Annotated in this window: 12 protein-coding genes; 11 read left to right on the top strand and 1 reads right to left on the bottom strand. The window is 61.8% G+C overall.

What is annotated here, in order from left to right:
* Positions 1-150 precede the first annotated feature (150 nt).
* The 6 genes from NPS56_RS05035 (at position 151) to NPS56_RS05060 (ending at position 5460) form a co-directional block, all read left to right on the top strand.
* A complete protein-coding gene (locus NPS56_RS05035; RefSeq protein WP_274073721.1) occupies positions 151-1014 on the top strand; it encodes a YicC/YloC family endoribonuclease in 864 nt (287 codons plus the stop codon).
* 12 nt (positions 1015-1026) lie between these two features.
* Positions 1027-1647: a guanylate kinase gene (gene gmk, locus NPS56_RS05040; protein ID WP_274073722.1), complete on the top strand. Its 621-nt coding sequence runs from the start codon at positions 1027-1029 to the stop codon at positions 1645-1647.
* Positions 1648-1814: 167 nt separating this feature from the next.
* Positions 1815-2078: a DNA-directed RNA polymerase subunit omega gene (rpoZ, locus tag NPS56_RS05045; protein ID WP_007921129.1), complete on the top strand. Its 264-nt coding sequence runs from the start codon at positions 1815-1817 to the stop codon at positions 2076-2078.
* Positions 2079-2135: 57 nt separating this feature from the next.
* Positions 2136-4241: a bifunctional GTP diphosphokinase/guanosine-3',5'-bis pyrophosphate 3'-pyrophosphohydrolase gene (gene spoT, locus NPS56_RS05050; RefSeq protein WP_008062824.1), complete on the top strand. Its 2106-nt coding sequence runs from the start codon at positions 2136-2138 to the stop codon at positions 4239-4241.
* A 25-nt stretch (positions 4242-4266) separates the two neighbouring features.
* On the top strand, positions 4267-4647 hold the full coding sequence (locus NPS56_RS05055) for a RidA family protein (RefSeq protein WP_003229509.1): 381 nt from the start codon (positions 4267-4269) through the stop codon (positions 4645-4647).
* Positions 4648-4719: 72 nt separating this feature from the next.
* Complete coding sequence (locus NPS56_RS05060) at positions 4720-5460, top strand: hypothetical protein (RefSeq protein ID WP_274073723.1); 741 nt, start codon at positions 4720-4722, stop codon at positions 5458-5460.
* A gap of 126 nt (positions 5461-5586) precedes the next feature.
* On the opposite strand, the gene NPS56_RS05065 is transcribed toward NPS56_RS05060, so the two are convergent.
* Complete coding sequence (locus NPS56_RS05065) at positions 5587-6444, bottom strand: SDR family oxidoreductase (protein WP_274073724.1); 858 nt, start codon at positions 6442-6444, stop codon at positions 5587-5589.
* 189 nt (positions 6445-6633) lie between these two features.
* Between NPS56_RS05065 and exbB the strand changes: the two genes are divergently transcribed.
* The 5 genes from exbB (at position 6634) to recG (ending at position 11995) form a co-directional block, all read left to right on the top strand.
* On the top strand, positions 6634-7608 hold the full coding sequence (gene exbB, locus NPS56_RS05070) for a tonB-system energizer ExbB (protein ID WP_274073725.1): 975 nt from the start codon (positions 6634-6636) through the stop codon (positions 7606-7608).
* 6 nt (positions 7609-7614) lie between these two features.
* Positions 7615-8043 carry a TonB system transport protein ExbD gene (gene exbD / locus NPS56_RS05075; protein ID WP_008064483.1) on the top strand — a complete coding sequence of 143 codons (429 nt, stop codon included), beginning with the start codon at positions 7615-7617 and terminating at the stop codon, positions 8041-8043.
* Complete coding sequence (locus NPS56_RS05080; RefSeq protein WP_274073726.1) at positions 8040-8789, top strand: TonB family protein; 750 nt, start codon at positions 8040-8042, stop codon at positions 8787-8789. The genes exbD and NPS56_RS05080 overlap by 4 nt, the downstream gene beginning before the upstream one ends.
* Before the next feature lie 192 nt (positions 8790-8981).
* Entirely contained in the window at positions 8982-9911 is a 930-nt protein-coding gene (locus tag NPS56_RS05085; protein ID WP_274073727.1) for a hydrogen peroxide-inducible genes activator, read from the top strand.
* Positions 9912-9919: 8 nt separating this feature from the next.
* Positions 9920-11995, top strand: coding sequence for an ATP-dependent DNA helicase RecG (recG, locus tag NPS56_RS05090; RefSeq protein ID WP_274073728.1), 2076 nt, complete (start codon positions 9920-9922; stop codon positions 11993-11995).
* The last annotated feature ends 48 nt before the right edge of the window (positions 11996-12043 follow it).

Raw genomic sequence — 12043 nt, forward strand, 5'->3', positions numbered from 1 at the left:
GACGAGCAGGCCTTTGTAACACCCTGTGTTTGGGCGCATCCACGCCACTGCGCTACAATCCTGCGCCTTTGCTGCCCGTCAGCTTAAATTCATTGATATCGGATCGGCGGAACGTCAGTTGCGCGCCGATCTGCATTGCGAGGTCCCTCCATGGTGCACAGCATGACCGCCTTTGCCCGCGTCGAGAAAGCCGGGGTCCAGGGCACCCTGAGCTGGGAACTGCGCTCGGTCAACAGCCGTTACCTCGAACCCCACCTGCGCCTGCCGGAATCCTTTCGCGACCTTGAAGGCGGCGTCCGTGAAGCCTTGCGCCAGGGCGTATCGCGGGGCAAGCTCGAATGCACGCTGCGCTTCACCGAGGAGAACACCGGCAAAGCGTTGCAAGTGGATCAGGCACGCGCGGCGCAGCTGGTTGCAGCCGCCGAGACGATCGCCAGCCTGATCAAGAATCCGGCGGCGCTGAACCCGCTCGAAGTCCTGGCGTGGCCCGGCGTACTGGTGGGCGATGCAAGCGACCCGCAAGCGCTGAACGCCGAGGCATTGGCACTGTTCAACCAGGGCCTCAAGGAACTCAAGGCCGGCCGCGAGCGCGAAGGCGCGGAGCTGGCGCGACTGATCAACGAGCGCCTGTCGTCCATCGAAGAAGACGTGGTGACCCTGCGCGAGCTCGTTCCGCAAATGCTCGCCACCCAGCGCCAGAAAGTGCTCGACCGTTTCGCCGACATGAAGGCCGAGATGGACCCGCAGCGCCTGGAGCAGGAAATGGTCATGCTCGCGCAGAAAAGCGACGTCGCCGAAGAACTGGATCGCCTGAGCACTCACATCATCGAAGTTCGTCGGGTGCTCAAGTCCGGCGGTGCCGCCGGGCGGCGCCTAGACTTCCTGATGCAGGAGCTCAACCGCGAAGCCAACACACTGGGCTCCAAAGCCTTCGACCCGCGCAGCACCCAGGCTGCGGTCAACCTCAAGGTGTTGATCGAGCAGATGCGCGAACAAGTGCAGAATATTGAGTAAGGCAACCCCGACATGACCCACAGCACTGGCACCCTGTACATCATTTCCGCCCCTTCCGGCGCGGGCAAGAGCAGCCTGGTCAAGGCCCTGACCGACGCCGATCCGGAAATCCGCGTCTCGGTCTCCCACACCACCCGCACCATGCGTCCCGGTGAAGTGAATGGCGTGAACTATCACTTCGTCGACCGCAGCGAGTTCGTGAAGATGATCGAGCACGGCGATTTCCTCGAGCGCGCCGAAGTATTCGGCAATCTCTACGGCACTTCGCAAAGCCACCTGCAACAGACCCTGGATGAAGGCCACGACCTGATTCTGGAAATCGACTGGCAAGGCGCCGAGCAGGTGCGCAAGCTGATGCCCCAGGCCCGCTCGATCTTCATTCTTCCGCCGTCATTGCAGGCACTGCATCAGCGCCTGACCAACCGTGGCCAGGACAGTGACGAGATCATTGACGGCCGGATGCGCGAAGCCGTCAGCGAAATGAGCCACTACGTCGACTACGACTACCTGGTCATCAACGACGATTTCGCCCACGCGCTGCACGATCTGAAGGCGATTTTCCGCGCCAATCAGCTGCAGCAGAAACGCCAGCAGCAACGTTTTGGCAAATTGCTGGCTGAATTGCTCGGCTAAAGAGGGCTTCCCAAAACAGCTGCAAGGGCTTTACATTGGCACTTGCAGCGCGTTGAAGGGCTTGGTCAAAAAATCAGCGCTTCCCTAATCGCTGGTGATTTTTTAAACTGTTGAGTCCGCTTGCCCATCCGGGCAGCGCGCATATTGCATTTGCTACGAGGAAGACCATGGCCCGCGTAACCGTTGAAGACTGCCTAGAACACGTGGATAACCGCTTTGAGCTGGTCATGCTCTCTACCAAGCGTGCCCGTCAACTGGCCACCGGCGGCAAAGAGCCGAAAGTAGCATGGGAAAACGACAAGCCTACCGTCGTCGCCCTGCGTGAAATCGCTGAAGGCCTGATCGACTACGCAGCTATCGCAGAAGCCGAAATCGTTGAAGATGAACCGCTTTTCGCTGCATTCGAGGACGAGTCCAACGAGGCCGTCTAAGCCTATGCCTGGTCGACGTAGCACGGCGCGGGATAAAAGCTTACGGCAGGAGACATCATGCCGAGCATAGACGCCCTCGCCGATCGCTTATCGACCTACCTCGGCAAAGACCAGGTCAACCTGGTCCGCCGAGCGTATTTCTACGCCGAACAAGCCCACGACGGCCAACGCCGCCGTAGCGGCGAGGCGTACGTCACGCATCCCCTTGCGGTGGCGAATATTCTTGCCGACATGCACATGGACCATCAGAGCCTGATGGCGGCCATGCTGCATGACGTGATCGAAGACACCGGCATTGCCAAGGAAGCGCTGCAAGCGCAATTTGGCGAAACCGTGGCCGAACTGGTCGACGGGGTCAGCAAATTGACCCAGATGAACTTCGAGACCAAGGCCGAAGCCCAGGCTGAAAACTTCCAGAAAATGGCCATGGCCATGGCCCGCGACATTCGCGTGATCCTGGTCAAGCTGGCTGACCGCCTGCACAACATGCGCACGCTGGAAGTGCTGTCTGGCGAAAAGCGCCGGCGCATCGCCAAGGAAACCCTGGAAATCTATGCGCCCATCGCCAACCGGCTGGGCATGCACGCCATCCGCATAGAATTCGAAGACCTCGGCTTCAAGGCCATGCACCCGATGCGTTCCGCGCGGATCTACCAGGCAGTCAAGCGCGCCAGGGGTAACCGCAAGGAAATCGTCAACAAGATCGAAGAATCCCTCAGCCACTGCCTGGCCATCGATGGCATCCAGGGCGAGGTCAGCGGTCGCCAAAAACACCTCTACGGTATCTACAAGAAGATGCGCGGCAAGCGCCGGGCCTTCAACGAGATCATGGACGTGTATGCGTTCCGGATCATCGTCGACAAGGTCGATACCTGCTACCGCGTACTGGGCGCTGTACATAATTTGTACAAACCATTACCGGGGCGCTTCAAGGATTACATCGCGATCCCCAAGGCCAACGGCTATCAGTCGCTGCACACCACGCTGTTCGGCATGCATGGCGTACCGATCGAGATCCAGATCCGCACCCGTGAAATGGAAGAGATGGCCAACAACGGCATCGCTGCCCACTGGCTGTACAAATCCAGCGGCGACGAGCAGCCAAAAGGCACCCACGCCCGTGCGCGCCAGTGGGTCAAAGGCGTGCTGGAAATGCAGCAACGTGCCGGCAACTCGTTGGAATTCATCGAGAGCGTGAAGATCGACCTGTTCCCGGACGAGGTCTACGTGTTCACGCCCAAAGGCCGGATCATGGAGCTGCCCAAGGGCTCCACGGCGGTCGACTTTGCCTACGCGGTGCACACCGACGTCGGCAACAGCTGCATTGCCTGCCGGATCAACCGTCGCCTCGCGCCGCTGTCCGAACCGCTGCAAAGCGGTTCCACGGTCGAGATCGTCAGCGCTCCGGGCGCACGGCCGAACCCGGCGTGGCTCAACTTCGTGGTCACCGGCAAGGCGCGCACGCATATTCGCCATGCGCTGAAACTGCAGCGCCGTTCCGAGTCCATCAGCCTGGGCGAACGCCTGCTGAACAAGGTGCTCAACGGTTTCGACAGCTCGCTGGAAAAAATCCCGGCAGAGCGCGTCAAGGCGATGCTCGCCGAGTACCGCCTGGAACTGATCGAAGATTTGCTCGAAGACATCGGCCTGGGCAATCGCATGGCCTATGTGGTGGCTCGGCGCCTGCTGGGCGAAGGCGAGCAGTTGCCAAGTCCGGAAGGCCCGCTGGCGATTCGTGGCACCGAAGGCCTGGTCCTCAGCTACGCCAAGTGCTGCACGCCGATCCCGGGCGACCCGATTGTCGGCCACCTGTCCGCCGGCAAAGGCATGGTCGTGCACCTGGACAACTGCCGCAACATCAGCGAAATCCGCCACAACCCGGAAAAATGCATCCAGCTCTCGTGGGCCAAGGATGTCACCGGCGAATTCAACGTCGAACTGCGCGTCGAGCTGGAACACCAGCGCGGCCTGATCGCCCTGTTGGCCAGCAGCGTCAACGCGGCCGACGGCAACATCGAGAAAATCAGCATGGATGAACGCGATGGTCGCATCAGCGTGGTCCAACTGGTGGTCAGCGTACACGACCGTGTGCACCTGGCCCGCGTGATCAAGAAACTGCGCGCCCTGACCGGGGTGATTCGCATCACCCGCATGCGCGCCTAAGCCATCCCCTTACAAGGAGTCATTCATGACCAAGACTGTTATCACCAGCGACAAGGCCCCGGCCGCCATCGGCACTTACTCCCAGGCGATCAAGGCTGGCAACACCGTCTACATGTCGGGCCAGATTCCCCTGGACCCGAAAACCATGGAACTGGTCGAAGGCTTCGAAGCCCAGACCGTCCAGGTGTTCGAGAACCTCAAGGCCGTGGCTGAAGCCGCTGGCGGTTCGTTCAAGGACATCGTCAAGCTGAACATCTTCCTCACCGACCTGAGCCACTTCGCCAAGGTCAACGAGATCATGGGCAAGTACTTCGACCAGCCTTACCCTGCCCGCGCCGCCATCGGCGTAGCCGCACTGCCAAAGGGTTCGCAGGTTGAAATGGATGCCATCCTGGTCATCGAGTAATACGTCCGGCGCAGCCCTCTGAAGGCTGCGCCGCTGCCGTATGTATAAAAAGCGTTTTGAAAGGATTCCACCATGCGCGCTGCGCTAGCCCTCTCGCTGGTCGCCCTGTTCTTGGGCGGTTGTGCCAGCAACCCTGCCGACCGTGATATCAGTGGCACCTGGATCAACCAGGCGGCAATCGATGCTGCGGCCAAAGGCGGCCCCCTGCGTGAAGCCCTCCAGGCCTATGGTCCGAACCTGGAGTGGGACGTCAACACCAAGGCCAGCCAGGCCCGCTACACCAATGGTTTTGAAAATGTCGAAGGCAAGTTGCTGGGCGAGCAGTCCGGCGCCTGGAAAGTCGACTTTTATGGCAGCTCTGCCAGCGAGCTCAAGCGAGACGGCAAGCAGCTGAGCCAGGCCGCCAGCGACAACGAACCCGAGCAGGTCTTCGACCGCGCGCCGATTCCGGTTCCGGATGGTGCACCGATGGGCGCCAGCTTCGAACGCGCACTGTACACGGCGTACATGGGCGGTAGCTGGAAGGTCGTCAGCGGCCCCGGCGAAGGCAATAGCGTGCAATTCCAGGCCGACGGCCAGGTCATCGGGCTGCCGGAAGCCGATCGTTATGCCCTGTGCCTGGCGGGTGACTGTGCGTCGATGAGCGGTGGCAACGACAACATGTGGTTGCAACTCAATGGCCAGGGAAACCCCTGGATCTTTGCCCGCAAAGGCAAGGAACTGGAAATTTTCCAGGCCGTGAATGCCGCCCAGGCAGACGAAATGCCCCAGTACACGCCGGGTAACCGCAAGTGGTTGCTCGAGAAGCAATAAGCAACACATAACTCCTGTAGGAGCGAGCTTGCTCGCGAAGAGGCCATAACATTCAACAATTTGTTGCCTGTTAGGCCGCTTTCGCGAGCAAGCTCGCTCCTACAAGGGATTTGTGGCGTTTACAAATCAGCAACGCCCTTCAATGATCGCTGCATAACCTTCGCGGAAACTCGGATACTTCGGCACCCAACCCAACGCCCTCGCCCGCGCATTGCTGCAACGCTTGCTCCCCGTACGGCGCACAGTGGCGTCCTCCGCCCATTCGGTCACCCCCAGATATTCACGTAGCCAGCCCACCACATCCGCCAGCGCTGCGGGCGCGTCGTCAACGCCTATATAAACGTCATCCAGTGCCACGCCACGCCGATCCGCCTCGAGCAGACAGGCCATCAGCCCGGCGGCGTCATCGGCATGAATTCGATTGGCGTAAAGCGGTGGATCGACCGCCACGCGATACCCCCGGCGAACCTGAGTCAGCAACCACTCGCGACCCGGGCCGTAGATGCCGGTCAATCGCACGATACTGGCCGGGATGCCGCTGTTGAGCGCAATCTGCTCGGCCTCGAGCATCACACGCCCTGAATAACCCGCCGCCACGGCTGGCGACGCCTCGTCAATCCACTCGCCCTGCTGCTGGCCGTAGACACTGCTGCTGGACACGAACAGCAGGCGATTAGGCACCTGCCCATAGTCGCCCAGCCACTCCAGCACATGCTGCAGGCCCTGGACATAGGCGGCGCGGTAACCGGCCTCATCGTGATCGGTGGCGGCCGCGCAATACACCAGGTAATCCACCGCACCGACCGGCCAGGTCGCTGGACATTCTTTGTCGAACAAGTCGCCGGCCACCCCGACAACGCCGTCGGGCAGGCGCGAAACGTCACGGCGCAGACCATGGACCTCCCACCCGCCAGCCAGCAATTGCGTGGCCAGGCGACTGCCGACATCACCGCAACCGGCGATCAAAACAGAGGGTGCGGACATCAGGAAACTCTCCTCAAAAAGGGACAAACCAGCGCTGGCAATGGACGAGCGGCTAGCAATACAGGAAAAAAAGAGACGCTATTACTTCTGTTAACAAGAATTAATTGCAATAATGCGGACCACTTTGTTCTCGGCCTCACGAGGCCTGGAAGAACATTAACTGTCTTTTCCTCTCAGGTCCGGCCCAGCATGACACGTAATCAACTCTCCGCTTCGCCAACCAAACGACCTCGCGCCTGGAGCGCGGTGGCCGCCCTGCTACTCAGCCTGATGCTGGCGCCAACTGCCACCTTTGCTGACGCACAAGCCCCCGCCACCCCGGCTGCGGCCGCCGTACCTGCTCCGACCGACCACGCCGCTCCGGCAGTCACGCCGGCCGCGACCGATCCTGCCCAGGCAGTACCGGCAGATGCTATCGGTGAAGACGCTCCCGAAGTCCTCGAAGCCGACAACACCCTGGGCATGGCCCATGACCTGTCGCCGTGGGGCATGTACCAGAACGCCGACATCATCGTGAAAATCGTGATGATCGGCCTGGCCATCGCCTCGATCATCACCTGGACCATCTGGATCGCCAAAGGCTTTGAGCTGATGGGTGCCAAGCGTCGTCTGCGCACTGAAATCTTGCACTTGAAAAAAGCCGCCACGCTCAAGGAAGCCGCCGCATCGGCGACCAAACCAGGCACCCTGGCCAACCTGCTGGTTCATGACGCCCTGGAAGAAATGCATCTGTCGGCCAGCAGCCGCGAGAAAGAAGGCATCAAGGAACGCGTCAGCTTCCGTCTTGAGCGCCTGGTGGCGGCCTGCGGTCGCAACATGAGCAGCGGCACTGGCGTGCTCGCCACCATCGGTTCCACCGCGCCGTTCGTCGGCCTGTTCGGTACCGTATGGGGCATCATGAACAGCTTCATCGGCATCGCCAAGACCCAGACCACCAACCTCGCCGTCGTCGCCCCCGGCATCGCCGAAGCCCTGCTGGCGACCGCACTGGGCCTGGTTGCAGCGATCCCTGCGGTGGTGATCTACAACGTGTTCGCCCGCTCCATCGCCGGTTACAAGGCGCAGGTATCCGATGCGTCGGCAGAAGTCCTGCTGCTGGTCAGCCGCGACCTCGACCACCAGCCCGAGCGCAGCTCGCATCCGCACATGGTGAAAGTGGGGTAATCGGCCATGGGCCTGCATTTGAAAGAAGGGGCAGACGACGATCTGTCCGAAAACCACGAAATCAACGTCACGCCGTTCATCGACGTGATGCTGGTGTTGCTGATCATCTTCATGGTGGCGGCTCCGCTGGCCACCGTGGACATCAAGGTCGACCTGCCTGCGTCCACCGCCAAACCGGCGCCGCGGCCGGAGAAACCGGTGTTCCTCAGCGTCAAGGCTGACCAGCGCCTGTTCCTTGGCGAAGACGAAGTGAAGGCCGAAGCACTGGGCGCCACGCTCGACGCAAGGACCCAGGGCAAGAAAGACACGACGATCTTCTTCCAGGCCGACAAAGGCGTGGATTATGGCGACCTGATGAGCGTGATGGATAATCTGCGTGCCGCCGGTTACCTGAAGGTGGGCCTGGTCGGACTTGAGACGGCAGCCAAGAAATGATCACTACGCGCCATAAGCTGACGCGTTACAGCGGTAGCCTGGCGATCGTGCTGGGCGTTCACGCGCTAGCGATCGCGCTGGCTGTGAACTGGACCGCCCACCCGCCCATCGAATTGCCGCCCCAGGCAATGATGGTCGAGCTGGCGCCGGTTCCCGCCCCGCCACCGCCTGCACCGCCGAAGGTCGTCACGCCACCGCAGCCACCCGCACCGGTTGAAGAACTGCCGATACCCAAGCTTGCCGAAGCGCCGAAGGCCGAGATTGCCGTGCCCAAGCCGGCCAAACCCAAGCCGAAACCGCAACCGCCCAAGCCGGTAGAGAAAAAGCCCGAGCCGCCGAAGGAAAAACCGTCGGAAGCCAAGCCGAGCGAGGCGCCACCGACCCCGGCTCCGACGGAGAAATCCGCCCAGCCTGCGCCGGGTCCATCCCCTGCTCAACTGGCCGCCAAAGCGAGCTGGCAAGGCACCCTGCTCGCCCACCTGGCCAAGTACAAGAAGTACCCGGCCAGTGCACAGGCTCGGGGCAAGGAAGGCATGAACCGGCTGCGCTTTGTGGTGGACGGGGAAGGCAACGTGCTGTCGTTTGAGCTGGTGGGTGCCTCCGGCACCGCGGACCTGGACCGGGCAACCCTGGAAATGATCCGCCGCGCGCAACCGCTGCCCAAGCCACCGGCAGACATGCTGACCAATGGCTCCATCGAAATTGTTGCGCCGTTTGTTTATTCGCTGGAGAAGCGTCGGCGGTAAACGCAACAAATCAAAAGATCGCAGCCTTCGGCAGCTCTACAGGGATCGCAGTAACCCGTGTAGGAGCTGCCGCAGGCTGCGATCTTTTTTGCCTTTTGCATTGCCCTGTGTCACGCGGCACACACAGTCTGATAACGTGCGTCTATCGATTGCAGCCGGTATGCTTGGCCTGCAACTTCATGGACGCTTGCTATGACCCTCACAGAATTACGCTACATCGTTACCCTCGCCCAAGAACAGCACTTCGGCCATGCCGCCGAGCGCTGTCACGTCAGCCAGCCAACCCTGTCGGTGGGCGTGAAAAAGCTTGAAGACGAACTCGGTGTGCTGATTTTCGAGCGCAGCAAAAGCGCCGTGCGCTTGACCCCGGTCGGCGAAGGGATCGTCGCCCAGGCGCAAAAAGTGCTTGAACAGGCCCAAGGCATCCGCGAACTGGCCCAGGCCGGCAAGAACCAGCTCACCGCCCCCCTGAAGGTCGGTGCGATCTATACCGTCGGCCCGTACCTGTTTCCGCACCTGATTCCGCAACTGCACCGGGTTGCCCCGCAGATGCCGTTGTACATCGAAGAAAACTTCACCCACGTGCTGCGGGACAAACTGCGCAACGGCGAGCTCGACGCGATCATCATCGCCCTGCCGTTCAACGAAGCCGACGTGCTGACCTTGCAGCTCTATGACGAGCCGTTCTATGTCCTGATGCCGGCCCAGCACCCGTGGACACAGAAAGAAACCATCGACGCCAGCCTGCTCAACGACAAGAGCCTGCTGCTGCTCGGCGAAGGCCATTGCTTCCGCGATCAGGTACTCGAAGCCTGCCCGACCCTGACCAAGGGCAACGACGGCGCCAAGCACACCACGGTGGAGTCCAGCTCACTGGAAACCATCCGTCACATGGTGGCTTCCGGCCTCGGCATTTCGATCCTGCCGCTGTCGGCAGTCGATAGCCATCACTACGCCCCCGGTGTGATCGAAGTTCGCCCGCTGTCGCCACCAGCGCCCTATCGCACCGTGGCCATCGCCTGGCGTGCGAGCTTCCCGCGGCCGAAGGCCATTGAAATCCTCGCTGATTCCATTCGCCTGTGCTCGGTGGCCAAACCCGCGGCACCGGTAACGGCGGGTTAAGCAACGCCATGACCGAGTTGTCGCAAGTGTCGGTGACGGCACTCAAGGGTGTTGGCGAAGCCATGGCCGAAAAACTCGCCAAGGTCGGCCTGGAAAATCTCCAGGACGTGCTGTTTCACCTGCCGCTGCGTTACCAGGATCGCACCCGCGTGGTGCCGATCGGCCACTTGCGACCGGGACAGGACGCCGTCGTCGAAGGCACCGTCAGCGGCGCCGACGTGGTCATGGGCCGGCGCCGCAGCCTCGTCGTGCGCATGCAGGACGGCACCGGCGGCCTGAGCCTGCGCTTCTACCATTTCAGCAATGCACAGAAAGAAGGCCTCAAGCGCGGCACACGGATTCGCTGCTACGGTGAAGTGCGGCCCGGCGCCTCGGGGCTGGAGATCTACCACCCGGAATACCGCGCCATCACCGGCGACGAACCGCCGCCTGTGGATGAAACCCTGACCCCGGTGTACCCGCTCACCGAAGGCCTGACTCAACAGCGCCTACGCCAGCTGTGCATGCAAACCCTGACCCTGCTCGGCCCCAGCAGCCTGCCCGACTGGCTGCCAAAGGAGCTGGCCCGGGATTACCAACTGGCGCCGCTGGCCGATGCGATCCGCTACCTGCATAACCCGCCTGCCGATGCCGATGTGGACGAACTCGCCCTGGGACATCACTGGGCCCAGCATCGCCTGGCCTTCGAAGAACTGCTGACCCATCAACTGTCCCAGCAACGGCTGCGCGAGAGCATGCGTTCGCTGCGCGCACCGGCGATGCCCAAGGCCACCCGGCTGCCGGGCAAGTACCTGGCCAACCTCGGCTTCAGCCCCACAGGCGCACAGCAGCGGGTCGGCAACGAAATTGCCTACGACCTCAGTCAGCACGAGCCGATGCTGCGCCTGATTCAAGGTGACGTCGGCGCCGGCAAGACAGTGGTCGCCGCGCTTGCCGCGCTGCAGGCCCTGGAGGCGGGTTATCAGGTCGCGCTGATGGCACCGACCGAGATTCTCGCCGAGCAGCACTACATCACCTTCAAGCGCTGGCTCGAACCGCTGGGCATCGAAGTCGCCTGGCTGGCCGGTAAGCTCAAGGGCAAGAACCGTGTGAGCGCGCTGGAGCAGATCGCCAACGGCACACCCATGGTGGTAGGCACCCACGCGCTGTTCCAGGACGAAGTGCAGTTCCAGAACCTGGCGCTGGTGATCATCGATGAACAGCACCGTTTCGGCGTGCAACAACGCCTGGCGTTGCGGCAGAAAGGGGTCGGCGGGCGCATGTGCCCGCATCAGTTGATCATGACTGCCACACCGATCCCTCGCACCCTGGCCATGAGCGCCTACGCCGACCTCGACACCTCGATCCTCGATGAGTTGCCACCTGGCCGAACCCCGGTGAACACCGTACTGATCACCGATACACGGCGCGTCGAAGTCATCGAACGGGTACGGGGTGCGTGCGCCGAAGGGCGTCAGGCCTACTGGGTATGCACGCTGATCGAAGAGTCGGAAGAGTTGACCTGCCAGGCCGCGCAAACCACCTACGAAGACCTCACCGCGGCCCTCGGCGAGTTGAAAGTGGGGCTGATTCACGGCCGCATGAAACCTGCCGAAAAAGCCGAAGTGATGGCCCAGTTCAAGGCGGGCAACCTGCAGCTGCTGGTCGCCACCACCGTGATCGAAGTCGGCGTCGACGTGCCCAATGCCAGCCTGATGATCATCGAAAACCCCGAACGCCTGGGCCTGGCGCAACTCCACCAGTTACGCGGCCGCGTCGGACGGGGCAGCGCGGTCAGCCATTGCGTGCTGCTCTATCATCCGCCGTTGTCACAGATCGGGCGCCAGCGGCTGGGTATCATGCGCGAAACCAACGACGGCTTCGTGATCGCCGAAAAGGACCTCGAGCTGCGCGGCCCCGGCGAAATGCTCGGCACCCGGCAAACCGGCCTGCTCCAATTCAAGGTCGCCGACCTGATGCGCGACGCCGATCTGCTGCCCGCCGTACGCGACGCCGCCCAGGCCTTGCTGGAACGCTGGCCTGAGCATGTCAGCCCATTACTCGACCGTTGGTTGCGCCATGGGCAGCAATACGGCCAAGTGTGAGCACCGTCTCAGTTTCCAGGCCATGGCTTTGAGCAAGCTGGTTATACT

It is taken from the genome of Pseudomonas putida (assembly GCF_028682635.1).
Classification (GTDB): domain Bacteria; phylum Pseudomonadota; class Gammaproteobacteria; order Pseudomonadales; family Pseudomonadaceae; genus Aquipseudomonas; species Aquipseudomonas putida_AE.

Coding starts and splice junctions, on each gene's coding strand:
- NPS56_RS05035 (WP_274073721.1), top strand. CDS start 151: ATGGTGCACAGCATGACCGCCTTTGCCCGCGTCGAGAAAGCCGGGGTC.
- gmk (WP_274073722.1), top strand. CDS start 1,027: ATGACCCACAGCACTGGCACCCTGTACATCATTTCCGCCCCTTCCGGC.
- rpoZ (WP_007921129.1), top strand. CDS start 1,815: ATGGCCCGCGTAACCGTTGAAGACTGCCTAGAACACGTGGATAACCGC.
- spoT (WP_008062824.1), top strand. CDS start 2,136: ATGCCGAGCATAGACGCCCTCGCCGATCGCTTATCGACCTACCTCGGC.
- NPS56_RS05055 (WP_003229509.1), top strand. CDS start 4,267: ATGACCAAGACTGTTATCACCAGCGACAAGGCCCCGGCCGCCATCGGC.
- NPS56_RS05060 (WP_274073723.1), top strand. CDS start 4,720: ATGCGCGCTGCGCTAGCCCTCTCGCTGGTCGCCCTGTTCTTGGGCGGT.
- NPS56_RS05065 (WP_274073724.1), bottom strand. CDS start 6,444: ATGTCCGCACCCTCTGTTTTGATCGCCGGTTGCGGTGATGTCGGCAGT.
- exbB (WP_274073725.1), top strand. CDS start 6,634: ATGACACGTAATCAACTCTCCGCTTCGCCAACCAAACGACCTCGCGCC.
- exbD (WP_008064483.1), top strand. CDS start 7,615: ATGGGCCTGCATTTGAAAGAAGGGGCAGACGACGATCTGTCCGAAAAC.
- NPS56_RS05080 (WP_274073726.1), top strand. CDS start 8,040: ATGATCACTACGCGCCATAAGCTGACGCGTTACAGCGGTAGCCTGGCG.
- NPS56_RS05085 (WP_274073727.1), top strand. CDS start 8,982: ATGACCCTCACAGAATTACGCTACATCGTTACCCTCGCCCAAGAACAG.
- recG (WP_274073728.1), top strand. CDS start 9,920: ATGACCGAGTTGTCGCAAGTGTCGGTGACGGCACTCAAGGGTGTTGGC.